The 23,930-nt window shown below is 59.7% G+C and carries 17 protein-coding genes; 9 read left to right on the forward strand and 8 right to left on the reverse strand.

The features are described 5' to 3' along the window. Positions 1-58 precede the first annotated feature (58 nt). The 3 genes from gnd to CKO36_RS02765 are packed head-to-tail and all read left to right on the forward strand — an operon-like array spanning position 59 to position 6,232. A complete protein-coding gene (gene gnd, locus CKO36_RS02755) occupies positions 59-1,075 on the forward strand; it encodes a phosphogluconate dehydrogenase (NAD(+)-dependent, decarboxylating) (RefSeq protein WP_200280231.1) in 1,017 nt (338 codons plus the stop codon). Between the two features lie 46 nt (positions 1,076-1,121). Then, positions 1,122-2,690, forward strand: a complete 1,569-nt coding sequence (zwf, locus tag CKO36_RS02760; protein ID WP_200280233.1) for a glucose-6-phosphate dehydrogenase — start codon at positions 1,122-1,124, stop codon at positions 2,688-2,690. A 14-nt stretch (positions 2,691-2,704) separates the two neighbouring features. After that, the gene (locus CKO36_RS02765) at positions 2,705-6,232 is read left to right on the forward strand and encodes a mechanosensitive ion channel domain-containing protein (RefSeq protein ID WP_200280235.1); all 3,528 of its coding nucleotides are present in this window, start codon (positions 2,705-2,707) and stop codon (positions 6,230-6,232) included. Between the two features lie 8 nt (positions 6,233-6,240). On the opposite strand, the gene CKO36_RS02770 is transcribed toward CKO36_RS02765, so the two are convergent. Genes CKO36_RS02770 through CKO36_RS02785 form a run of 4 tightly spaced genes read right to left on the reverse strand, consistent with a single transcriptional unit; the run spans position 6,241 to position 10,692 of the window. Next, positions 6,241-7,185, reverse strand: a complete 945-nt coding sequence (locus CKO36_RS02770) for a lysylphosphatidylglycerol synthase transmembrane domain-containing protein (protein WP_200280238.1) — start codon at positions 7,183-7,185, stop codon at positions 6,241-6,243. 11 nt (positions 7,186-7,196) lie between these two features. Continuing rightward, positions 7,197-7,937, reverse strand: a complete 741-nt coding sequence (locus tag CKO36_RS02775) for an SDR family oxidoreductase (RefSeq protein ID WP_200280241.1) — start codon at positions 7,935-7,937, stop codon at positions 7,197-7,199. Next, the gene (locus tag CKO36_RS02780; protein WP_200280244.1) at positions 7,934-9,253 is read right to left on the reverse strand and encodes an FAD-binding oxidoreductase; all 1,320 of its coding nucleotides are present in this window, start codon (positions 9,251-9,253) and stop codon (positions 7,934-7,936) included. The genes CKO36_RS02775 and CKO36_RS02780 overlap by 4 nt, the downstream gene beginning before the upstream one ends. Beyond that, entirely contained in the window at positions 9,250-10,692 is a 1,443-nt protein-coding gene (locus CKO36_RS02785) for a UbiA family prenyltransferase (protein ID WP_200280247.1), read from the reverse strand. Before CKO36_RS02785 ends, CKO36_RS02780 begins: the two co-directional genes overlap by 4 nt. A 267-nt stretch (positions 10,693-10,959) precedes the next feature. Between CKO36_RS02785 and CKO36_RS02790 the strand changes: the two genes are divergently transcribed. Continuing rightward, a complete protein-coding gene (locus CKO36_RS02790) occupies positions 10,960-12,504 on the forward strand; it encodes a Ppx/GppA phosphatase family protein (RefSeq protein WP_200280250.1) in 1,545 nt (514 codons plus the stop codon). 122 nt (positions 12,505-12,626) lie between these two features. After that, positions 12,627-13,040 carry an SCP2 sterol-binding domain-containing protein gene (locus CKO36_RS02795; protein ID WP_200280253.1) on the forward strand — a complete coding sequence of 138 codons (414 nt, stop codon included), beginning with the start codon at positions 12,627-12,629 and terminating at the stop codon, positions 13,038-13,040. 105 nt (positions 13,041-13,145) lie between these two features. On the opposite strand, the gene CKO36_RS02800 is transcribed toward CKO36_RS02795, so the two are convergent. Further along, the gene (locus tag CKO36_RS02800) at positions 13,146-13,958 is read right to left on the reverse strand and encodes an HAD-IA family hydrolase (RefSeq protein ID WP_200280258.1); all 813 of its coding nucleotides are present in this window, start codon (positions 13,956-13,958) and stop codon (positions 13,146-13,148) included. Between the two features lie 282 nt (positions 13,959-14,240). Between CKO36_RS02800 and dksA the strand changes: the two genes are divergently transcribed. From dksA to CKO36_RS02820, 4 genes are all read left to right on the forward strand, one after another. Then, complete coding sequence (dksA, locus tag CKO36_RS02805; RefSeq protein WP_200280261.1) at positions 14,241-14,675, forward strand: RNA polymerase-binding protein DksA; 435 nt, start codon at positions 14,241-14,243, stop codon at positions 14,673-14,675. An 8-nt stretch (positions 14,676-14,683) separates the two neighbouring features. After that, positions 14,684-15,595 (forward strand): tRNA glutamyl-Q(34) synthetase GluQRS, encoded by a 912-nt coding sequence (gene gluQRS / locus CKO36_RS02810; protein ID WP_338053408.1) that lies wholly within the window; start codon positions 14,684-14,686, stop codon positions 15,593-15,595. An 87-nt stretch (positions 15,596-15,682) separates the two neighbouring features. Beyond that, positions 15,683-18,073: a phosphoketolase family protein gene (locus CKO36_RS02815; RefSeq protein ID WP_200280390.1), complete on the forward strand. Its 2,391-nt coding sequence runs from the start codon at positions 15,683-15,685 to the stop codon at positions 18,071-18,073. Positions 18,074-18,164: 91 nt separating this feature from the next. Further along, entirely contained in the window at positions 18,165-20,660 is a 2,496-nt protein-coding gene (locus CKO36_RS02820; RefSeq protein WP_200280264.1) for a glycogen/starch/alpha-glucan phosphorylase, read from the forward strand. A gap of 92 nt (positions 20,661-20,752) precedes the next feature. On the opposite strand, the gene CKO36_RS02825 is transcribed toward CKO36_RS02820, so the two are convergent. The 3 genes from CKO36_RS02825 to CKO36_RS02835 form a co-directional block, all read right to left on the reverse strand. Beyond that, a complete protein-coding gene (locus CKO36_RS02825; RefSeq protein WP_200280267.1) occupies positions 20,753-22,003 on the reverse strand; it encodes a DUF5610 domain-containing protein in 1,251 nt (416 codons plus the stop codon). Positions 22,004-22,233: 230 nt separating this feature from the next. After that, complete coding sequence (locus CKO36_RS02830; protein WP_200280270.1) at positions 22,234-22,824, reverse strand: hypothetical protein; 591 nt, start codon at positions 22,822-22,824, stop codon at positions 22,234-22,236. 27 nt (positions 22,825-22,851) lie between these two features. After that, positions 22,852-23,796 (reverse strand): hypothetical protein, encoded by a 945-nt coding sequence (locus CKO36_RS02835; protein WP_200280273.1) that lies wholly within the window; start codon positions 23,794-23,796, stop codon positions 22,852-22,854. Positions 23,797-23,930: the final 134 nt, after the last annotated feature.

A 23,930-nucleotide genomic window follows, 5' to 3' on the forward strand; every position in this document is an offset into this window, starting at 1 on the left:
CCCGAATCGTCGCAGGGCGCAGCATGCAAATTAAAGCCAAGAGACTCGGAGATTTCAGATGCAACTCGGAATGATCGGCCTCGGCCGTATGGGTGCAAACATGGTGCAGCGCTTAATGCGCGCCGGCCATGACTGCGTGGTATTCGACAACAATCAGGCCCAGGTGCAAGCACTGGCCACTCAGGGCGCCACGGGCGCAGCAGATCTGGGTGAGTTCTGCGCCAAGCTCCAGGCCCCGCGTGCGATCTGGATCATGGTACCTGCGGCGGTGGTCGAGTCGGTCATTGGGCAACTCGAACCTCATCTAGCCGCCGATGATGTGCTCATTGATGGCGGCAACTCCTACTATCAGGACGACATTCGCCATGCCCAGCGCCTGGCCGCGCGTGGGGTGAACTTTCTCGACTGTGGCACCAGTGGTGGCGTCTGGGGTTTGGAGCGCGGCTATTGTCTAATGATCGGGGGCGACCCGGCGGCCGTCGAGCGACTCGACCCCATTTTTGCGGCCCTGGCTCCCGGTGTGGGCGAGATCGAGCGCACCGCCGCGCGCAGCGGCCCGCCCAGCCGCGCCGAGCACGGCTATCTGCACTGCGGATCCAGCGGCGCCGGGCATTTTGTCAAAATGGTGCACAACGGCATTGAGTACGGTCTGATGGCAGCCTATGCCGAAGGCTTTAATATTCTCAAACATGCCGGTGCCGGTCGCACCGATCACACCACCGATGCCGAGACCGCCCCACTGTCGAAGCCGGAATTCTATCAATACGACATTGATGTCGCACAGGTGGCCGAGCTGTGGCGACGCGGAAGTGTGGTGTCCTCCTGGCTGCTGGACCTAACCGCCAATGCGCTGGCTGCTGATCCGCAGCTGACCGACTTCGGTGGACGGGTTTCGGACTCCGGCGAAGGACGCTGGACCAGCATCGCCGCCATTGAATCCGGCGCCCCGGCCCCGGTGCTGACCGCCGCTTTGTTCGAGCGCTTCAGCTCGCGCGGTGAAGGTGACTTTGCCAACCAGCTGCTCTCAGCACTGCGCTATCAGTTTGGCGGCCATCACGAGAAGCCCCACACCTGAGTCGCCGGCCCCATCCACTCCGCTGTTATTTCATGAGGTCTCCACCATGTCGCTGATGCAGACTGAATACACCCAAGCTCCGCCCGCAACGCCCAATGTGATGATCATTTTCGGTGCCGGCGGCGATCTGACCCGGCGCAAGCTGGTGCCGGCGCTCTATCATCTGTGCGCGGCCGGCCTGCTGCCGGAGAGTTTCGCCATGCTGGGACTTGATCGTCTGGAGCTTGGCGATGAGTCCTTTCGCGACCGCCTGGCTGACACCCTGAGCGAGAGCGTTGGCTCAGCCTACTCCGCCGATGTCTGGGAGCGACTGCGTGGGAGCCTGCATTACATGCGCATCGACATGCTCGCCGATCAAGACTATGAGGAGCTGTGCGAACGCCTCACCCGTATCGATGCCGAACGCGCCACCGAAGGCAATTATCTATTTTACCTGGCCGTACCGCCGAGCCTGTTCGGCGAGATTACCAACCGCCTGGGTGAGGTCGGCCTGCTGCACGAAAGCGACAGCGATTGGCGGCGGGTGATTATCGAAAAACCCTTTGGACACGATCTAGACTCTGCCGTCACGCTCAATGAGGCCATGCACCGCAACATGGATGAGGAGCAGATCTATCGCATTGATCACTACCTCGGCAAGGAGACGGTGCAGAACATCATGGTGTTCCGCTTTGCCAACGGCTTTATCGAACCACTGTGGAACCGCCATCATATTGATCATGTGCAAATTACAGTTGCCGAGTCGGTCGGTGTTGAGCACCGCGGCGCTTACTACGAGGAAGCCGGCGCCCTGCGCGATATGATCCCCAATCACCTACTGGTCCTGCTTGGCTTTCTGGCCATGGAACCGCCCAACTCCTTTGAAGCTCAGGCCGTGCGCGAGGAAATCAACAAAACGCTCGATGCCATCATCCCTCTGACACACGAGCAAGTACTGACGCACAGTGTGCGCGGACAATATGCGGCCGGTACCACAGCTGCGGGCGAAGCGGTCAATGCCTATCGCGATTCGCCCCATGTCGATCCAAAATCACGCACCGAAACCTTCGTTGCGCTTAAGCTCACCATGGATAACTGGCGCTGGGCCGGGGTGCCCTTTTATCTGCGTACCGGCAAACGCCTGGCTGGGCAGTACACTGAAATTGCAATTCAGTTCAAGCGCGCGCCCACCATGATGTTTAAGGATACCGATACCGATCAGCTCGAACCGGACATGCTGGTGCTGCGTATTCAGCCCAATGAGGGCATTCAGATGAGCTTCGGCGCCAAGATTCCCGGGCCGCAAATGCAGGTCGGCACCGTGAATATGGATTTCTGCTACGAGGATTATTTTGGCAACAAACCGGCCACCGGCTATGAAACCCTGATTTATGACTGCATGAACGGCGATGCCACCCTGTTCAAACATGCCGATACTGTCGAGAAAGGCTGGGAGATCGTGCAGTCGGTGATGGATGTCTGGCAAGCCCTGCCGCCCCGGGACTTCCCCAACTACGCCGCTGGCAGCTGGGGCCCCTGTGCCGCCGGTGAACTGCTGCGTCGCGACGGGCGCCGCTGGCGGCGTATCCAAACCGAGGCGGCCACCGCCACCGATTGCACCGGCTCACGCAGCTAGCGCCATTGGTGATCATGCACGCATCCAGGAATCCGCGCCAACACCAAGGACTTGTTGGCAGCGTCCTGCTGGCGATCGTGCTCTCCATACTGCAGCCGGGACTGCTGCACGGCCAGGAGCACTCTGACACCCTCCCCATCAGCAACGGCGCGGCGTCTAGCCTCCAGATCGACAGCGCCAGCGCCAACCCACCGAATATCGAATCGCCGCTGACGGTCGCGCTCTTGCAAAGCAAACTCAAGGAGGTTGAATCCGACGGCACCCTGGACGAAGAAACCGCCAAACGCCTGGCTGAGCTCTACCGCAAGACGCTCAGCAACCTTGAGGAAATTAAGGCCCATGAGGCCCAAACCCAAGGCTATCTGGAGGCCATAGCCACAGCTCCGGATGACATCCAGGCCCTGAAGCGCGACCTGCAAACGCTGTCGCAACAGGCTCCAACCCAACCGGATACCGAGTCACCCCTGCTGGTCAACACCATGAAGGTGGATGAGATCGAGCGCCAACTGATGCACGAGCTGGCCGAGATTACCTCAACTGAAGCCATCCTGGCAGAACTTGACAAGGTCATTGAGGCCAACGCTCTGGAGCCCAATCGTGCACGAAAACGTCTGACCGAGATTAATCAGGCGCTGGAAAGCGTCAATACCGAACTGGCCGCGCCTACTGATCCCAATCTGACCTCCATTGAACTCCAGGCACGGCACTGGGCACTGGAAACCCGGCGCAGCAAGCTGCGCGCAGAACTGCTGATGCTCAATCAGCAACTCCTTAGTTCCAGTGTGCGCACCGAGCGCGCACTGGCACGCCGCGCGTTGGCTGAAGAAAAACTCAACCAATTACGTCTTCAGCGGGCCGGGCTCGAAAACCAGGCTGATCGACTGCGACGCATTGATGCCGAGCGGGTCAAAAGCGAAACCGCAGCCGCCGAGCGCAATCTGACCAATGCCCACCCTATGGTGCGAGCGCTCGCCGAAGAAAACGCCGAATTCAGCCAGTCGATTGGAGAGCTGACCACCCGGCTTGACCAGCTCGATGAAACACAAAAAGACGCCAAAGAAACCCGTGATCGGATTGAAGACGAATATCGCAGTGCCCGTCAACGCCTGGAAGCGGCCGGGCTCAATCGTGCACTCGGGCAAACGCTGGTCACCCAGTTCTACCGCCTTCCTGACCTGCGCAGTCTGCGCACCGCGACCAAGGACAATGCCGATCAGATTGCACTGGCGAATCTGAATCTGGTGCGCTACCGCGATCTGCTGCGCCATGACAATGACTCAAACGCGCAAATTCGCAACGCGGTAGCAACGGTTCCGCCGGCGGATCGCCCGACGCTCCGGGCACATCTGGATCAGCAACTCAAACGTCGCGATGATCTATTGCAACGCCTGATCGATATTGAGGAAAGCTACCTGCGTGGAGTTACGGAACTCGAGCATGACACCCATGCACTGATCCGTGTGGTTGAAGACTACAGCGAGTTTCTCAGTCAGCGCTTGCTGTGGGTGCGCAGCGTGGTGCCCATCACTCAGCAAGCCTTTACCGACCTGCCGCAGGCGCTGCTGTGGTTGGCCACCCCGGCCAACTGGCAGCCACTGCCCGGCATTCTGCTGCTGGAACTCAAAACCTCCCCCCCGCTCTGGGCCGGTTTGACCCTGGTGGTGGTGCTGTTGATTAAAGGGCGCGGCTTACGTCTGCGCATCCTGCGTAACAGCGAACCGCTGCGACGGATCAGCACAGATCGCTTCTTCTACACCATGGACGCGCTCATCACCACCCTGCTGCTGGCTCTGCCCTGGCCCCTGCTGCTGACACTGATCGGCTGGCGCCTGGAAGTCTCGCCGGCCGCCACCCCCTTCAGCCAGGCCATCGGGCCCGCGCTGGTCAGCGTCAGTATCGGCGTCTATTACCTGCGGGCATTTTATTTGGTGTGCATCCCCGGTGGCGTGGCCGATCGGCACTTTCGCTGGAGTACGCAGACCCTTGGCATTATTCGCCGCAACTTTGCCTGGGCCACCCTGGTGCTGCCGCCGCTCGGCTTTGTGGCCGGAACCTTTGTGTTACATCCAGACCCGAATTTCAGTGGCACCCTGGGCCGGGTGGGCATGCTCGCACTCATCCTGGCCCTGACCGTTTTCATGATGCGTCTGATCGATCCGCGCCACGGCGTCTTTGCCAATCAGCTCAGCACCCAGCCAACGAGCTGGTTCAGCCGCTTACGCCTGCTCTGGTATGGCGGCTTGATCGCTGTGCCCCTGGCACTCGCCGGCCTGACACTCACCGGCTATCTGTATACCTCAGCCATTCTAATCGAAGCGCTGATCAGCGAACTGTGGCTGATACTGGCTCTGTTGGTTGCCCATCAGCTGATCGTGCGCTGGCTGATCATTGCGCATCGTGGGCTAGCACTCAAAGCTGCCCTGGAACAGCGCGTCAGTCGCACGGCACAGGACAGCGCCGACAGCAGTCCGACCGAGACCAACCGACCACCGGATGAGAGCATCGATCTGGCCGCACTCGATGGCCAGACCCGCCGCCTGATCAACAGCATGATGGTCATCGCCGGTGGTGTTGGTCTATGGCTGATCTGGTCCGAGGTGTTGCCCGCACTCAGCCTGCTGGACCGGATAACGCTGTGGGATTACAGCAAGACCTTGGATGGTGTCAGCACCCAGGTGCCAGTCACCCTGGTCGATCTTGGGCAACTGCTGCTGATCATCAGCATCGCCCTAATCGCCGGCAAAAACCTGCCCGCGCTGCTTGAAATCATTCTGCTGCGCCATACCGAGGTCAGCCCCGGCGTCCGCTATACCGTCATCACCCTAACCCGCTACAGCATCACCGCCTTTGGCCTACTGCTGGTCTTCAGCACTCTTGGACTGTCTTGGGCACAAGTGCAGTGGCTCATCGCCGCGCTCAGTGTTGGTATTGGCTTTGGTTTGCAGGAAATCGTTGCCAATTTCATCAGCGGCCTGATTATTCTGTTCGAGCGGCCAATTCGTGTCGGCGATGTGGTCACCATCGGCGACACCACCGGCATGGTCACCCGAATTCAAATCCGCGCCACCACCATCCGCAACTGGGACAAGCAGGAACTGCTGGTCCCCAACAAGGAATTCATCACCGGCCGCCTGCTCAACTGGAGTCTGACCGACACCATCAACCGCATGACCCTGGTGGTCGGTGCCGAATACGGCTGCGACACCCGCAAAGCCCTGGCCCTGCTTGCCGAAGCCGCCGCCGAAAACCCGCGCGTCCTCGAAGACCCAGCCCCCGTCATCACTTTCGAAGGCTTCGGCGACAATTCCCTCACCCTGGTCTTGCGCTACTACCTGGGCGCACTCGACTACCGCCTCGCCGTCACCACCGAACTGCATCAAGCCATCAACGATAAATTCGGCGCCGCCGGCATCGGCATCGCCTTCCCGCAGCGCGATCTGCACCTGTATGCCAAGGAGCCTATTCCGGTTGCTGTGCAGCCGCCGGTGATCGGAGCGACAGCAGAGCTAGCGCATAGCGCTTTGAATTTAGACATGAAGTGATGCTGATTCTAGCTGCGGGCTTGGTTAACTGAAGCATGCAGCGTGAGATTCGCCATGACCCCAATCACCACAGCAAACCACAGGGTCGCCAGCCGTATCAGCACGGTTGCCGCCACGGCATCGGCAGCTGTCATGCCTTTCCACATCAACACCGCAACCATCATGCCTTCCGCGCCACCCAAACCCCCGGGCATGAAACTCAAGGCACCCGCCAACATTGAGATTGCATAGACGAAGACGGCGAATGCCAGTGGAGTATCGAATCCCATCCAGTGCAAGATCAAAAAAAAGGCCATGGCTTCCGCTGTCCAAGCCAGCAGGCTCAGGGCATTTGCACTGAACAGCAATTTCGGCTGATGGCAGTGGTGGGCCTGATGCGCGACTTGCAGGACATGGCGCAGCAAAATGCTGAGTTTGGAGTCGCCATTCAAGCGCACCTCCAAGCGATGTAGCAGAGGTTGGTTCGACAGTAGCAACAACCCCGCCAGCACACCGGCCGCGCCGATGCCAATGACGGGCCAGGCTTGCGGGTAGAGCGTCAGGCCGAACAGGGTGAGCAGCACCACAGCGAGCAGATCCGACAGACGCTCGCTGAAAAAAGCCGCAAAGCTGTGTAGATAAGGAACCGACCAGGCTTTCAGCAACACACCGCGCAATGTCTCGCCAGCCTTGCCGGGGGTGGCGGTCAGAGCGAAGCCGGCCAGGTAAATGCGCAGACTCGGCGGCCAGGGTACCGCGTGTCCCATGGCATTCAGATACAGCTGCCAGCGCACAAACCGCAGCCCATAATTCACCAGCGACAGCGACAAGATGATCAGGATGCCAACCAGACCCACCTGAGCCACGGCCACTACGACCTCGCGCCAGCCGCCCCAGAGCGACACGCCCAGGTAGCCCAGCGCCGAGAGCATCACGGAATAGACAACCGCCCGATAGCGCCATCCCGACAGCATCGGCGCGGATTTCACAGCGACATTCGCTTAAACACCACGCTTGGGATCGAACGCACCACCCACATAATCACAGTCCAGAAGGCAGGCGTGTAGAGCACATTGGTTTGGCGTTCGATGCCAGCCAGAATACCTTTCGCCACCACCTCCGGTTGCGCCACCAGTAGCGCTGGCAGCGGCAGGCCCTGGGTCATCGGCGTGGCCACAAAGCCAGGACGGATGTCAATCAGATGCACGCCAACCTTAAACAGTCGTGCCCGCAACCCCTCGCAGAAAGCAGAGACGGCAGCCTTGGCACTGCCATAGAGATAGTTCGATGGGCGGCCCCGATCACCAGCAACCGAGGTAATGACCGCTAGCGTTCCGCCGCGCTGCGATTCCAGCTGATTGGCTAGCTGTGTCAGCAGCCCCACAGTCGCGGTCGCGTTCAGGTTAAATTCCCGCAACGCCAGAGCAGCATCCTGTTCGCAGGCGGCCTGATCCGGCAGGGTGCCATGCGCCACCAGCGCAATGTCGATCCGGCCCAGAGCCTCCTGACAGGCGCTGAGCATGGCCACATGCGCCTCCAGATGAGTGACATCCATCGCATAGGTGTGAACAGTACCGGCACCTCGGGAGCTCAAGTCGGCCGCCGTCTGTGCCAGCTTTTCAGCATTGCGGGCCACCAGGAAAAAAACCGCCCCCTGGCTGGCCCAAAGGCGCGCACAGGCATTGGCAATGGCTGAGGTGGCGCCGATAATCAGGATCTGTTTCATGTGGTTACTCGTGTCCAAAAGCGGGAGCCGAGCGCCGGATCGCGCCAGGCTTCAAGGTGTTGCCAGGCCGGATAGCTGCGACGAAAATCCTCGCCAATCATCTGGGCATCCTTGGCTGGATAGAGTCGCCCACCGGCCTCGCGCACAATGGCGTTGAGGCGTGGGAACAGTGTCTCGACAAGCGCCCTGGACTGCGGAAAATCCAGAGCCAGCGTGGTACCGGGCGCCGGAAACGACAGCCATCCGGGCGAAGCCACTGCACCGCAGCGTTTCAGTACCGCCAGAAAGGAGCCACGCCCCGAGGCGGCAATGGCATCCAGCAACGCCTGCATGGCTGGTTGCGCCTGTGCGTCCGGGATCAGGCACTGATACTGCTGAAAGCCCTTGGGGCCATAGATGCGGTTCCAGTGGTGCACCCCATCCAGAGGATAAAAAAACGGCATGTAGTCGCTGCGTTGGTGTTGACGGGTCGGCGGATGTTTGCGCCAATAATACTCATTGAAAACCCGCAACGACAGGCCATTAATGAGCGACAGCGGCGATGTCAGCGGCACGCTAAGCGCTGCCTTGGTGGCCACCTTCAAGCCACCATCCGGAGCAAAATCCCCCGCCAGATAGACTCCGCGACCGCTGCGCGCCCCAGTGGCTGCACAGTCGATCCAGGCTACGCAGAATTCGTGCTGCTGATCGAGTTCGGCTGACAGTGTGAAAAAATCCGCCAGAGTATCGAAGCGTTCAACCAGACAATCAATCTGGCTGGACGCAATGGGCGTGAGTTGGATCTCGGCCCATTCGATAATGCCCGTCAGTCCCAGTCCGCCAATGGTGGCGGCAAACAAGTCCGCCTGTTCGTCAGGTGAGCACAGCTGCCGCCCCTCCTGGGAGCGCAGCAGGCTCAGGCGGCGCACATGGCAGCCAAAGGTGCCACGCACATGATGATTCTTGCCATGCACATCATTGGCAATAGCCCCCCCCAGGGTAACGAACTGCGTACCAGGGGTGACAGACAAAAACCAGCCGCGCGGGATGGCGAGGGCGAGGATTTCATCCAGAGTGACGCCCGCCTCGGCGGTCAGAACACCGCGACTCCAGTCCGCGTGCAGAAAACGATCTAAAGCGCGCAGATGCAGCACCTGATCGCTCGCAGCCAGACAACTGTCGCCATAGCTGCGGCCGTTGCCAAACGCCAGGGTTGAACCGTACCGATGAACTAGGGCATCCCGTGTGCCGGCGAGTTCCGCTCGCCAATGACAGGCATGAGCCGTCTGAGGAAAGGGTGGATAGTGTCCCCAAGAGTGTAGTGATTGTGCACTCATACCGCAGCCCAGAAAACCAGGACGAAGAGCCCGCCAATGATCAGGCTCATGCGATCACGGATGGCAAAGACCACCGGATCGTCATGCATCTGCCCGCGATGGGTGAGCATCCATACCCGACTGATCCACAGCAACAATAGCGGACAGGCAAGCCAGATCACTTCGGGTTGACGATACAATGTCGTCGCACTCAGATCATTGATATAGAGCGCCAGCACCATCACCGCCACATAGCCGGAGGAAGCGCCCAGTGAGGCAAGCATTTCCAGATCATCCGGATAGTAACCGCGCCCGCGCGCCTGGTTCGTACGGCCTTTGACGCGCGCCTGGCGCAATTCAGCGTAGCGCTTAACCAGCGCTAGGCTGAGAAACATAAACATTGAGAAGGCTAGCATCCAGAAGGTCAGGGGAATCGCCAAGGCCGCAGCACCGGCGATAATGCGCAGCGTATAGAGCGAAGCTAGCGTGATGACATCAATAACTATTTGACGCTTGAGCACCAGGGAATAGGCTAGCGTTAGCGCATAATAGAGTGCCAGCACGGCGATGAATGCCTGAGGCAGCAGCCACCAGGCCCCCAAAAACGCGGTCAGCAGCAGTACCGGAATCGCCAGCAGCCCAGAGTGAAGCGACAGGCGGCCAGCGGCAAAGGGACGATGACGCTTGGTGGCATGATGGCGGTCATCCTCCAGGTCCAGCAAGTCATTGAGCAAATAGACACTGGAGGCGCACAGCCCGAAGAGCACAAAAGCCAGCATACCCTGGACAAGAAGTCCAAGCTCGTCAAAGCGATGTGCAGCGAGCAGGGGAACAAAAATCAGCAAATTCTTCGACCACTGATGCAAGCGCAGCGCCTTGAACCAATCGCCCAAGGTCGGCTGATGCGAGCGAATGGTCGCCGCAATCCTGTCCAGCGACTGCATATGGCGCTCCAGGCTGCGCTGCGGATTCACAACATAAGCGTATCGCGCGGCTTGCCAGACTGGCAGATCATCCCGAGCGTTGCCGGCATAGTCAAATCCACCATCACCAAAGCGGTGAATCAACGCCTCGCGCTTGCGCTCAGCCGCAAGATTCCGCTTGGCATCGCTGGCAATAACGTCATCAAACAGGTGCAGATGCTCGGCCACCCGTTCGGCCAGAGTGTGGTGACTGGCCGTTGCCAATAACACCTCACGCCCCTTGCGCCGCTCGGCTTCAATGAGTTCAATCACCGCCGGATCATAAGGAAGCTGGCGGACATCCAGCGAAGTGGCCAAGGCCAATCCCTCTTTGAGCCTGGCCTTGCCCTGAGTCAACCAGAGCAGCGGCTGCCAGGCACGGGCAGGATGTGCGCGAACAAATGCCAATCCGGTTTCCAGCAGCAAATCCGAGCGCAGAAGCGTACCATCCAAATCTACAACGAGCGGCGGTTCTTTTGATTGTGAGCTTGCTCCCAATTGATCGCTTCCTTAAACAGATGGAAAACAACACGCACTGGGTGACATCATACCAGATAGCTATTACACAGGCTAAATTTCGTTTATCAAGTTACATGAACCGATTCCGCGCCAGGAGACGTGCCAGTTTCGCCCCGCCATCTGAGGGGACGCCATCAAAGCGCGCTATCTGCCCTGCCGCGCTTTTGCTAAGCTGCCGCATCCCTGGCCGCCTGAACGCAACTCCCAGCGGCCCTAGATCATGAATAACTTAAACCTTTCAGTGTCATGGAACCCAAGGCTACCGATACGGATACCACACCCGCGCCCTCCCCGAGCGCTGAAGACAGCGGTGCGACCTTTGCCGCACTGGATTTGGGCTCAAACTCCTTTCATCTACTGATCGCACGCAGCGATGGTGGCACCCTGAAGGTGATGGATCGCTATAAGGAGATGGTGCGCCTGGGCGAGGGGCTGACGCCACTCAAGACCCTGGAGCCCGAGGTGGCGGAGCGGGCGCTGGCCTGCCTGGAGCGCATCGGTCAACGCTTGCGCGCTTTGCCGCCGGCCAATGTACGGGTGGTGGGCACCAATACGCTGCGTCAGTTGCGGGAAACTTCGGATTTTCTGCCGCGTGCCGAAGCGGCACTCGGTCAGCCGATTGAGGTCATTGCCGGGCGCGAAGAGGCACGTCTGGTCTACCTGGGGGTCGCGCATGGCTTGGCCATTGGCGATGAAAAGCGCCTGGTCATCGACATCGGCGGCGGTAGCACGGAGCTCATTGTTGGACACGGTTTTAACACACAGCTGCGCGAAAGTTTGCACATGGGCTGCGTGAGCATGTCGCGGCGCTTTTTCGCCGACGGCCGTATTAGCCTCAAGGCCATGGATCGCGCGGAATTGGCTGCCGCCATGCAAATCCGTCCGGTGCGCGAGTTGTTTCGCCAGTCCGGCTGGGAAACCGCAACGGGCAGTTCCGGCACCATCAAGGCCATCGCTTCGGTGCTTACCGGCGAGGGCTGGTGCTCCGAGGGCGTCTGTGCTGAAGGGCTGACTCGATTGCGCGAGGCGCTGATCGATTGCGGCAAAATCGACGATCTGCGCTTCAAAGGGTTAAGCGACCGGCGCCGTCCTGTTTTTACCGGCGGCGTGGCGGTTCTGCGCGCGCTCTTTCAGAATTTGGCCATCGACCAGATGCGCGTGTCAAATCAAGCCCTGCGCGAGGGTGTCATCTACGAACTGATTGGCCGCACCCAGCAGGAGGATGTACGCGAACGCACGGTAGTGACCTTATGTCGGCGCTTCGATGTCGATCTGGAGCAGGCCCAACGGGTCAAACAGACCGCGTTACGGCTGTACCAACAAATCCGCTGCGACTGGCAGCTGGAGCGCCCGGAATATCTCAGCATGCTGGGCTGGGCCGCGCAGCTGCATGAAATCGGACTCGCCGTCTCCCACAGCCAATACCAAAAGCACGGCGCCTATCTGCTGCGCAACGCCGATCTGTCCGGCTTTACCCGTCAGGAGCAAACCGTGCTGGCCATCCTGGTGCTGGCGCACCGGCGCAAGATGCCCGAGGAATCCTTTGCCAATCTGCCAGAGAACCGGCAGGACTGCGCGCGCCGGCTCTGCGTACTGCTGCGCCTGGCGGTGCTGATTCATCGTGGACGCTCAGCGACAACCAAGCCCAATCCCATGCTAAGCGTTAAGGATGGAGAACTTTCACTCTGTTTTCCCAATGACTGGCTGGCGACTCACCCACTGACACGACTTGAGCTCGAAGAAGAGTCTGAACGCCTGCGCCAGGCTGGGATCGAGCTGCGATTCTACTAGCAAGACTTGGTTCGTGATCGCTTCCTGTTAGAATCAGCGCCTTTACTAGAGATCGCAGCCGCTCAGGCTGCGACAACATCCAACCAACCGCGATACACTCAAACTGAAGGAGGCATCATCACATGGCCCAACTCTTTTCCGCCGACTGGATGAATCAGCTCAAGGACGCCTGGAATGCCGAGCCGGAAGTCAGCCAGAAACTGGCCGAAATCAACTTCAGCTCCGTCATTACCTGCGGTTTCAAGGATGAAGACAACCCGCGCGGATTTTTTAAGGTCGAAAACGGCATCTGCACCAGCGCGGGTGACTGGACTGGCGAAACGCCGGACTGGGACATGCGCGCTGACATGAAAGACTGGCTAAAATGGGTCGAAAAAGGCATCGGCATGATGGGCCTGGGAACCGCCTATGCCACCGGCAAGCTGAAGTTCAAGACCGGTGACTACAGTGCCATGATCAAAGACCCGCGCATGGCCGGGCCGTTCGTGAAAAGCTTTGGCCTGATGCAGCAGGTCGGCGCTGACGAACTCAGCTAAACCGCACTTCGCTGCCAATCCCCCGTCCAAGCCGCACCGGCTGGACGGGGTTTCGCGCACTCACCGCAACCCAAGATTCACCAAGACATCAAGGTTGGCCAAGACTCAGGCGCAGCCACTCCAGACCGCCTGATGCAGGCGCTTAATGAGTTCCAGGTCAACGCAGATCTCAGTCTCCGCCTGTACCTCTAGCGCCGCCACAGCGGTTCCGCCCAGCACCTGCCCTGGCGCGTCGCGCTCGCCCAGTTGATCGACCACCAACGCCGCACGGCTGAAATCCTGCTCCCGGGTATAATGGCTTAGGGTCACAATCAGAGTATCCAGACCCGCCGCCAGGGCCGCCGCCGCACCATTGTCGGAATCCTCAATCACCACACAGTCCGCCGCCGTTAGCCCAAGCTGCTCCAAGGCCAGCGTGAAAATATCCGGTGCCGGCTTTTTGCGCGGCACCACATCACCAGCGGCGATCACCTCAAACCAATCCCGCAGCCCCGGCTCGCCTACATGATTCAGCAGCGCCGTGACGTTTTCAGGCGTCGTCGTGGTCGCGATCGCCAGGCGCACGCCAGCGGCACGCGCCTCGCGCAACAGTCGCAACACCCCGCTGCGCAGCGGCACACCGCCCTGCCCCAGCAGCGCGACATAGTGGCGCGTCTTGGCCTGATGCAGACCGGCGATAAAGTCTTGCAGCGCCTGGCCATGCGGCGCCACAAAGTCCGGGCAATAGCGCTCACAATAGCGGGCGATCCGCTCCTTGCCACCAGTGACTTGCAGCAACTCGCCATAGAGTGCCTCAGACCACTGCCAGTTCAGGCCCGCCTCGGCAAAGGCGGCATTGAAAGCCACCCGATGGCCATCACGTTCAGTATCAGCCAGGGTGCCGTCCACATCGAAAATCAGTGCTTGCAGTTGGCCCACCAGATTACTCCCCAGAATTTTTCCACGACAATTGATAGCCTATGTCTGATCCATCCGCGCACGGATGCCGCCGGATGCTTCAGCAGGAACCACCTTAGCACGGAGGCACACCTGGGCGGCACTGGAGGCAGCACTTGGGGGCGGCATGGCGCAATGATTGCCGAGACTGACAACATCTGGTAGAAAGGCGCGTTTCCCGTCGCGACCGGACTGCACAACTTGACTGCATAACGGCGCGTGAGCACGGGCTTGAATGACCCATTGTTTCCAAGGAGAAGCACAATGGCTGATGCACAAAACGAAGCGGCCAAAGCATTTGGGTTTAAACCCTATCAGGCTGCGACTGATGAAGAGTACATGAACCCGGAACAGGAAACGCATTTTCGCGACATCCTGCTCGCCTGGAAGCACAGCCTGATGGAAGAAGTGGATCGCACCGTTCACCACATGCAGGACGAGGCGACCAATTTTCCGGATCCTAATGATCGCGCCACCCAGGAGTCGGAATTCAGCCTGGAACTGCGCACCCGCGACCGCGAACGCAAGTTGATCAAAAAAATTGATGAAGCGCTGGAGCGGCTTGATGAGCATGACTACGGCTACTGCGAAGCCTGTGGCGTCGAAATCGGCGTGCGCCGCCTGGAGGCCCGCCCGACAGCCACCCTGTGCATTGACTGCAAAACGCTCGACGAAATTCGCGAAAAACAACGCGGCTGAGTGCCCCTGTGCCAAGCGCGCCCGTCTATCGCGGACGCTTTGCTCCATCTCCAACCGGCCCTCTGCATTTCGGCTCCCTGGTGGCCGCCCTCGGCAGCTGCCTTGATGCCCGCGCGGCCGGTGGTGAATGGCTGCTACGCATGGAAGACCTGGACCGCAAGCGCGAACGGCCTGGCGCGGCGGACAGCATTCTGCGCACACTCGAGGCCCTGGGACTGCACTGGGACGGCACGGTGGACTACCAGCACCGGCACCTGGAACGCTATGCAGACGCCCTGGCCGAACTACGCCGCAGCGGCCATATCTACCCCTGCGGCTGCTCACGCAAAACCCTGACCGCCACTGCCCGCAGCGGGCGGGAAGGGCCGATCTATCCCGGTACCTGCCGCGCCGGACTCAAGCCTGGCACCCAGGCGCGCACCCTGCGCCTGCGCACGCTGCCTGATGAGATTATCGCGATCACTGACCGCATTCAGGGACGGATTGCGCTTGATGTCAACGCTGAACTGGGCGATTTCGTCATCCATCGCGCCGATGGCATCCCTGCTTATCAACTGGCGGTGGTCGTCGATGATGCCGCCCAGGGCATCACACAGATTGTCCGTGGCGCCGACCTGCTGCTGTGCACCCTGCGCCAGCGGCTGTTGCAGCAGCGACTGCAACTCCCCGGCCTCACCTATGCTCACCTGCCTCTGGTGCTGGATCAGCAGGGACGCAAACTGTCGAAATCCGCCACCGACCAGCCACTCGACGCCACCACCCCGCTGAGCAGCCTCAAACGCGCCTGGCATTTTCTCGGCCAGGTGCCCTTACCCGCCGACCTTGATCGCTTGGAGGATTTCTGGCCCATGGCCATCGCGCACTGGTCCCTGTCCCGGGTGCCGGTTGAAACAGCCCGAACTTCACCGAATTTTCACTAAAGAAGTGTAATCTTTATACCTCAGCTTTGGCTTCACGCTACGCAGGAGACCATCATGACGCAATCGCCACCAACCACCCGCCCCCCCATGACTGCCGCACCGGGAACCTCTGCGCTCCAGGCTCCCCTGTCCGACGAGTCACTGCACAGCCTGGATGCCTACTGGCGCGCCTGCTGCTATCTGGCCGCCGGCATGATCTACCTGCGCGACAATCCTCTGCTGCGCAAACCGCTCGCCGAGGAACACATCAAGCAGCGCCTGCTCGGTCACTGGGGCGCCAGCCCTGGCCTGGCGTTCGTCTATGTGCACCTGAATCGCATCATCAACGAACAGCAGCAGTCGGCGATCTTCCTCGCCGGCCCCGGTCATGGCGCCCCTGGGGTGCTGGCGCCGGTCTATCTGGAAGGCACTTACTCGGAAATCTATCCCAACAAGAGCGAGGACGAGGAAGGGCTGCGCTCGTTTTTCAAGCAGTTCTCCTTCCCCGGTGGTATCGGCTCGCACTGCACCCCCGAAACCCCGGGATCGATTCACGAGGGCGGCGAGCTGGGTTATTCCATCTCTCATGCCTTTGGCGCCGCTTTCGATAATCCGGAGCTGCTGGTCACCGTGGTGGTGGGCGATGGCGAGTCCGAGACCGGCCCCCTGGCGACCTCCTGGCATTCGAGCAAGTTTTTGAATCCCATCCGCGACGGTGCCGTGCTGCCAGTGCTGCATCTGAACGGCTACAAGATCAACAACCCGACACTGCTGTCGCGCATTCCCCACGAGGAACTGGCCAGTCTGATGCGCGGCTATGGCTGGGAGCCGCATTTCGTCGAGGGCGATGATCCCATGACCATGCATCAGGCCATGGCAGCGACTCTGGATGACTGCCATGCCAAGATTCGCTCCATTCAGCAGCAGGCGCGCAACGGGGGTCAGGCTAAGCGCGCCATCTGGCCGATGATTGTGCTGCGCTCACCCAAGGGCTGGACTGGGCCGAAGGAAGTCGATGGGCACAAGGTGGAAGGCTTCTGGCGCGCCCATCAGGTCCCTCTGTCCGGATTGCACGGCAATCCCGAGCATCTGGCGCAACTGGAAGCCTGGCTGCGCAGTTACAAGCCAGAGAAGCTGTTTGACGAGGACGGCAAGCTGATCCCCGAGCTCAAAGCCCTGGCCCCGAGTGGCACCCTGCGCATGAGCGCCAATCCGCACGCCAACGGTGGCTTGCTGCGCCGCAGCCTGCGCATGCCGGACTTTCATGATTATGCGTTAGAGGTGCCCAAGCCCGGGGTGCAGCGCGCCGGCAATACCTATCCGCTCGGAGTCTTCCTGCGCGACATCATGGCCGAGAACATGACCAATTTCCGCGTCTTCGGTCCAGATGAGAATACCTCCAACAAGCTGCAAGCCATCTATGAGGTCAGCAAAAAGCTGTGGCTGGAGGACTATCTGCCCGAGGATGACGACGGCGGCGAACTGGCCCCGGATGGCCGGGTGATGGAGATGCTTTCCGAGCACACCCTGGAGGGCTGGCTGGAAGGCTATCTGCTCACCGGTCGCCACGGCTTTTTCTCGACTTATGAAGCCTTTGTACATGTGATCGACTCCATGTTCAATCAGCATGCCAAGTGGCTGTCCATCACTCAGGATATTCCCTGGCGTGCGCCCATTTCCTCACTCAATCTGCTGATCACCTCCACCGTGTGGCGTCAAGATCACAATGGCTTTACCCATCAGGATCCCGGCTTTCTCAATGTAGTGGTCAACAAGGATCCAGATGTCATTCGCATCTATCTGCCCCCGGATGTGAATACTCTGCTGTCCACCGCCAATCACTGCCTGAAAAGCCGCGACTATGTCAACGTTATCGTCTCGGACAAGCAGCAGCATCTGCAATTTCTTGACATGGACGCCGCTGTACGCCACTGCACCAAAGGGCTGGGCATCTGGGACTGGGCGAGCAACGACGAGGGCGCGGAGCCGGATCTGGTGATGGTCGGCTGCGGTGACATTCCCACCAAGGAGGCCCTGGCCGCCACCGCCCTGCTGCGTGAGCACTTCCCGGAGCTGAAAATCCGCTTCATCAATGTGGTCGATCTGCTGCGCCTGCTGCCGGAGCGCGAGCACCCGCATGGGCTGTCGGATCGGGATTTCGATGGCCTCTTCACCAAGGATCGCCATGTGATTTTCAACTTCCATGGCTATCCCTGGCTAATCCATCGCCTGACTTATGCGCGCACCAACCACCACAACTTCCATGTGCGCGGCTACAAGGAAAAGGGCAACATCAACACCCCGTTGGAGCTGGCGATCAACAATGAGATCGACCGCTTCACCCTGGCCATTGATGCCATCAACCGGCTGCCGGAGTTGCAGGTCAAGGGTGCGCATGTGCGCGAACGCCTGCGCGATCAGCAGATCGAGTGCCGCAACCATGCCTACAAATACGGCATTGATCTGCCCGAAATCGACAACTGGACCTGGCCGTTCTAAAACAGCCGCCGTGCGGCGCCTGGCGTCGCGGATCGGCTGATTTGACCGAGCGCCCACTGGGCGCTCTTGATAACCTGATAGGTTGCATCACATGAGCACAAACAAGACCGCCCGATCCGCAGCCGACGCGCGTGAACCCACCCGCACCGGCCTGTCAAAAGATACCCTGGTGCAGGCTTTCGGCGACAACCTGTTTTATGTCCAGGGTCGTTTTCGCGAGGTCGCCACCCCCTATGATCTGTTTCTGGCCGCCGCCTATACGGTGCGCGACCGCATGCTGGAACGCTGGATCAAATCCGCCCGCACCTACAAGGAACGGAATTCGCGCACCGTCGCCTATCTGTCCGCCGAGTTTCTGATAGGCCCGCAACTGGGGCTGAATATGGTCAAGCTCGGCATCACCGAAGCGGCTCAGGAAGCCGCCCAAGAGCTGGATCTTGATCTCACCGCCATTCTCGAAACCGAAGAAGAACCCGGCCTGGGCAATGGCGGCTTGGGGCGACTGGCGGCCTGCTACATGGACTCCATGGCCACCTTGCAAATCCCGGCCATTGGCTATGGCATTCGCTATGAGTTCGGCATTTTCGATCAGCAGATCATCGACGGCTGGCAGGTCGAAAAGGGCGACACCTGGCTGCGCAATGGCAATCCCTGGGAAATTCACCGCCCGAAAATCTGCTTTCCGATCGGCTTTGGTGGCCATACTGAGCAGTACACCGACTCCGCCGGCATCAGCCGTACTCGCTGGATGCCCGCGCTGGTCGTCAATGGCGTGGCCTATGACACCCCCATTCCCGGCTATGGGGTCAATAACGTCAATCTGCTGCGACTGTGGAAATCTGAGGCCCCCGAATCCTTTGACTTCCAGGCCTTCAATACCGGCAACTACTATGGCGCCGTGCATGCCAAGATTGAGGCCGAAACCATCTCCAAGGTGCTCTACCCCAATGATGACCCGGAAGTCGGCAAGGAGCTGCGCCTGAAGCAGCAGTTCTTTTTCGTTTCCTGTTCGCTGCGCGACATGATTCGCCTGGAGTTGAGCAATACCGGCACACTGGAGCAGTTTCACCAGAAATTCGCCATTCAGCTCAACGACACTCACCCCTCATTGGCGGTGGCCGAGCTGATGCGCCTGCTGGTCGATGAGCACTTGATGCCGTGGGAACAAGCCTGGGAGATCACCCAGCAGGCCTGTCATTTCACCAACCACACCCTACTGCCCGAAGCACTGGAAACCTGGCCGATTGATTTGTTTGAGCGCCTGCTGCCGCGCCATCTGGACATCATTTACCAGATCAACGCCAATTTTCTTGACCAAGTGCGGGTTAAGTTCTTTGAGGATGACGAACGGGTGCGACGCCTGTCGCTGATTGATGAGAACAACGGCCGGCGCGTGCGCATGGCGCACCTGGCTGCCGTGGGCAGTTGCGCCATTAATGGCGTGGCGGAATTGCACAGCGAACTGCTGAAAAGCACGGTGATGCAGGACTTCCATGCCATGGTGCCCGAACGCTTTCATAATGTCACCAACGGCGTCACCCCGCGCCGTTTCATGGTGTTGAGCAATCCGCGCCTAGCCACACTCATCACCGAAATCTGCGGCGATAACCAATGGGTGCGCCAACTCGACCATCTGAGCGCGCTGGAACCCCATGCCGATGACAGCAACCTGCAGGAGCGCTGGCAGGCGGTCAAAACAGCCGCCAAGACCGATCTGTCCAACTGGCTGGGGCAGGAAACCGGCATCACCCCCGATCCCAACAGCCTGTTCGACATCCAGGCCAAGCGCATCCATGAGTACAAGCGCCAGCACCTGAATCTGCTGCACATTCTAGCGCTCTATGAGCAGATCAAAACCCACGGCTGCGACAGCATTGTGCCGCGCACCTTTATTTTTGGCGGCAAAGCTGCGCCCGGCTATTACATGGCCAAGCTCATCATTAAGCTGATCAATGCCGTGGGTGAGGTCATCAACCATGACCCGGCAGTCAATGGTGCCCTGCGTGTCATTTTCATGCCGGACTTTAACGTCAAGCGCGCCCAGCGTCTGTACCCGGCGGCGGATCTTTCCGAGCAAATTTCCCTGGCCGGCAAGGAGGCCTCGGGCACCGGCAACATGAAGTTCTCCATGAACGGTGCCCTGACCATTGGCACCCTGGATGGAGCCAATGTCGAGATTCGCGAGGAAGTGGGGGCGGAGAATTTCTTCCTGTTCGGCATGACCGCCGCCGAGGTGCAGCAGCGCCAGGCTGCCGGCTATGACCCCTATGCAATCTACAGCACGGATGAGCCGATCAAATCCCTGATCGACCTGATCGCCTCAGGGCTGTTTTCACACGGTGATACCGAGCTGTTCAAACCGCTGGTCGAGAACCTGATGCACCATGATCCCTTCATGGTGCTGGCGGACTTCCGTGCCTATCTCAAGTGTCAGCAACAGGTCGCCAAGGTTTATCAGAACGCGCACAACTGGCAACGGATGTCGATTCTGAATGTCGCACGCATCGGCAAATTCTCCTCTGACCGCGCCATTCAGGAATATGCCGAGCGCATCTGGCAGATTAAGCCGGAGCCGGTCAGCCTTTAGACCAACATCTAGCCTAACTTCTGGCCCAACAGAAAACCGCCCCTGAGCCTATAGGGCTCAGGGGCGGTTGGGGCTTCCCCAGTGATCAGGACTTACTCCGTCTGATTGGGAGGATTAGCTTGGTTGGCTGAATCGGCCACCTTGTTTTGCGGCTGGTTCACACTGCTCAGCAGGTCCTCAAGCTTGGCTTGCAACCGCTCGCGATTGTCGGGACTGGCCTCTTTCATGCGGGTATCCTGCTCAAACAGGCCGCGCATGAATCCAGCACTGGTGTCTGCGGGGTTTTCCAGGAACCCCAGCGTGGAGCGATTGAAGAGATCACGCATCGAGTTAATTAACTGACCAAGACGCATCCCTGGGCGCTGCTCTTCAGGCGGAGCCTCAATCTGCTGGGTCTCCTTGTAAGCCTGAGCCGCCGTATATTGCTGCGACTGGCTCATATTCAGCTCAAAAGACGCCAACTGCGAACCATCGAAACTCATATCGCCCGCCTGATCGAGGGCCTTTTGCACATCACCGTCAAAGAAATCATTGGCCAGCTGACTCACATCCCGCACCAGATCACGAATGGCGGTGGTTTCCTCCTTACTCAGATCGCCCTCAATGCTGAAGGAATAGCCACTCTGCTCGGTGCGACTCATCGAATAGCTGGCGGCAGCATTACCATCCGAGTCCACATAGGCCGATGAACTAGTTGCAAATTCGCTGCTCTGACCAAAACGCACGGTTACCTCGTCACCGTCCTGAGTGCGAAGCTGCAATTCGAAAGACGAGGCGCTTTTATACTGCTCCATCGCTGACATCGCCACACTGCCACGGCCAGTAACATTGACCTGATCGCGCCCCCGGCTGGGATCGAGTTCAGCCAGTACATCACGGGTGCGTTTGGCTGTTTCGTCCACCTGATCGGCGATCGTGCCCTGCAGCAGGCTCAGACTCTCCAGAGTCTCCCTGGCATCCGCCAGGCCCTGCTCCATCCCCTGCACGGCGCTGTTGTAAAGCGATTGGACTTCCGCATCGCTGCGACCATTGGCGCGTGCGTTCTCAAGTCCCTTGCTGACAAACTGACCGATGCGATCAGCAATGGCTTCCGGTGAAAAGTCTTCCGCTTTGCGTTGTTGCAGATCAGCAAGATCGACGCCGGGAATGCGCTCCACCAGGCGGCTCATCAGACTTTCCTGCAAGGCCCCCAAAGCGGCACCTGCCGGACCACCGGCCCGCGCCTTGTAAGCCTCATCACGCCTCTGCGTACTGTCAAGACTGGAATCCTGAACACGCGGAGGGTTAATCTGCATGTTACTCAGGGGACTGAATGCGATGGAATTGGGATCAGAAGAGAACATAGCTATCGACTCCGCAGCTTAAGGCCGGTGATCATACGAAAGCGGTCATCCGATCGGTCATCAAGGGGGATGCCGAGGACCACATTGCGCAATCGGCAAATCATCCAATAAGGCCTGTTAACGGCTGCCAGCGCACGGGCTTTAACAAGCAGATCACTGACAAGTCGATCAGGGCCTTGTCAGAGTCAGAGTTCGGTCAGCTTCAGGTCAGCTTCAGGTCAGATCAGTCTCTACCGGCGCGTCAAGGTGTGCTTCCCCTGGCCGGAGGCTTGCTCCAGCGCTAGCAAGGCCTCCTGCTGCGCATCGACCAGCCTCAATCCGGTTTCAGGGTCTTCAAGCCGCGCACGCAGGCGTCGTTCCTGGCGCATCCGGATGCCATACCCCAGCGCCGCACCACCAGCGGTCGAGACGGTCAGCAGACCCAAGGTAAGAAATTGCGCCAGCATCATCGCCACCCCAACGCCAGCCATGCCGCCTACCGCCAGTCCGGTCCTGAGCTTCACACCAGCCTGGCCCTTGGTCTTGGTATGCTTGACGGTCAGCTTGGCCCGCTGACGCTCGGCCTCCAGGCGGATTTTCTCGCGCTCGCGTGAGTGGCGTTGCTGAGCGCGCGACAGCGCCTTGTCGCTGACTTGGCCGGCAATGGACTCAAACCACAGGGTCACCAGCACCCCGGAACTCGCCCCCAACGCCACAAACAAGGGCCAGGTCATGGCCAGGTCGGTTTGCAACGCGGTATAGGTCACCAGCACGGTGACCGCCTGCAAGGCCAGAATGCCAATTAAAAACCGCAACAGACTGCCCAAGCGGTAGCCGAACATCTCGTACCCCCTGTGAATAAAGGTCGGTCAACTGCCGTGCGTGGCACGCACTTCCACCGCCGGCTGCGCGGCAGCTGGCTCCAGCAAAAATACCCATTGATTGCCACTCGAACTGCCGGCCGGCGAGTCCAAATGCCACAAACGCTGGCGCAGCTCAAAGAGCGCGGCATCCGTCCCTGTCGCCACAGCCGACACCGGACGATCATAGGCATCCACCACCGGATACAGATATTCCGGCCCTATGGCGCTCAGATCCGCCAGCAGGAGCGCAGGGTCCTCCTGGCTTGGCAGCAGATCAAAGCTGGTGCGCGAGACCAGAAAGGGCCCGGGCGCTTCACGCAGCCGGCTCGCCAAAGCCCCCTGGCTCTGTGCTTCCAGCCGGGCAGCCAGTGCTTGGCGCGCCGCATCGGCTAGCACCGGGGCACTGCGTTCGGCCAGCGGCAGGGAAGCGAGTCCGGCGTAGACGGGCACAAGAAACTCATGCCGGGCTGATCGTTGCCCGGCACCCGCCGTGCCATCCGTATCAATGACATAGGTATCGATCAGCCGCAGTAGTTCAAATTCAGTATGGCGCCAGGGGCGCGTGTGTTGAGGGTTTCGACCATCGCCGGCCCCATAGAGCACATAGGTATAGAGGTCTCCGGGGTGCTGCTCATTGGTCAGACTCAGGCGCTCGGCAGCGGACAGCGGCGGAAAAGCCGCCAGGGTGTCACCGCTCTGGCCATAGGGCCAATAGGCGTTCGCACCCGAGACTGCATCCGGCGCCGAACCCGATGCTGAATCCAAAGCCGCTGATGGAGCAACGGTCGGTGGTTCAGGCTGTGGCTCAAGCTGAGCCGGCCTCTGGGGAGCATGCCCGCAGGCACTCAACAGCAGCGCTGACATCAGCAAGACCAGCAGGAAAAGCCGGCTACCCAACAACAGGCGCCCGCGCAACAGGCGCCGGTGAAAACATAATGGCTGGTTGTTCATGATGTTCCGCTGTCCATCCCGGGCAAGGCATTTGAATTGCGCCGAGTTCCACTGCGATCAATATCAATGTTTCTTTGCGTCTCAGGCGCTAGGATACCCTGTTTTCACCAGCGGCCGTGCTGACCTGAGCAAAT

This window comes from Rhabdochromatium marinum, from assembly GCF_016583795.1.
Classification (GTDB): domain Bacteria; phylum Pseudomonadota; class Gammaproteobacteria; order Chromatiales; family Chromatiaceae; genus Rhabdochromatium; species Rhabdochromatium marinum.

Excerpts from the sequence above, each read along its gene's own strand:
- CKO36_RS02795 (WP_200280253.1), top strand. The coding sequence starts at position 12,627 with ATGGCCCAACTCTTTTCCGCCGACTGGATGAATCAGCTCAAGGACGCC.
- CKO36_RS02825 (WP_200280267.1), bottom strand. The coding sequence starts at position 22,003 with ATGTTCTCTTCTGATCCCAATTCCATCGCATTCAGTCCCCTGAGTAAC.
- CKO36_RS02830 (WP_200280270.1), bottom strand. The coding sequence starts at position 22,824 with ATGTTCGGCTACCGCTTGGGCAGTCTGTTGCGGTTTTTAATTGGCATT.
- CKO36_RS02775 (WP_200280241.1), bottom strand. The coding sequence starts at position 7,937 with ATGAAACAGATCCTGATTATCGGCGCCACCTCAGCCATTGCCAATGCC.
- CKO36_RS02835 (WP_200280273.1), bottom strand. The coding sequence starts at position 23,796 with ATGAACAACCAGCCATTATGTTTTCACCGGCGCCTGTTGCGCGGGCGC.
- zwf (WP_200280233.1), top strand. The coding sequence starts at position 1,122 with ATGTCGCTGATGCAGACTGAATACACCCAAGCTCCGCCCGCAACGCCC.
- CKO36_RS02770 (WP_200280238.1), bottom strand. The coding sequence starts at position 7,185 with ATGCTGTCGGGATGGCGCTATCGGGCGGTTGTCTATTCCGTGATGCTC.
- CKO36_RS02820 (WP_200280264.1), top strand. The coding sequence starts at position 18,165 with ATGAGCACAAACAAGACCGCCCGATCCGCAGCCGACGCGCGTGAACCC.
- CKO36_RS02765 (WP_200280235.1), top strand. The coding sequence starts at position 2,705 with ATGCACGCATCCAGGAATCCGCGCCAACACCAAGGACTTGTTGGCAGC.
- CKO36_RS02780 (WP_200280244.1), bottom strand. The coding sequence starts at position 9,253 with ATGAGTGCACAATCACTACACTCTTGGGGACACTATCCACCCTTTCCT.
- CKO36_RS02815 (WP_200280390.1), top strand. The coding sequence starts at position 15,683 with ATGACTGCCGCACCGGGAACCTCTGCGCTCCAGGCTCCCCTGTCCGAC.
- gnd (WP_200280231.1), top strand. The coding sequence starts at position 59 with ATGCAACTCGGAATGATCGGCCTCGGCCGTATGGGTGCAAACATGGTG.
- CKO36_RS02790 (WP_200280250.1), top strand. The coding sequence starts at position 10,960 with ATGGAACCCAAGGCTACCGATACGGATACCACACCCGCGCCCTCCCCG.
- dksA (WP_200280261.1), top strand. The coding sequence starts at position 14,241 with ATGGCTGATGCACAAAACGAAGCGGCCAAAGCATTTGGGTTTAAACCC.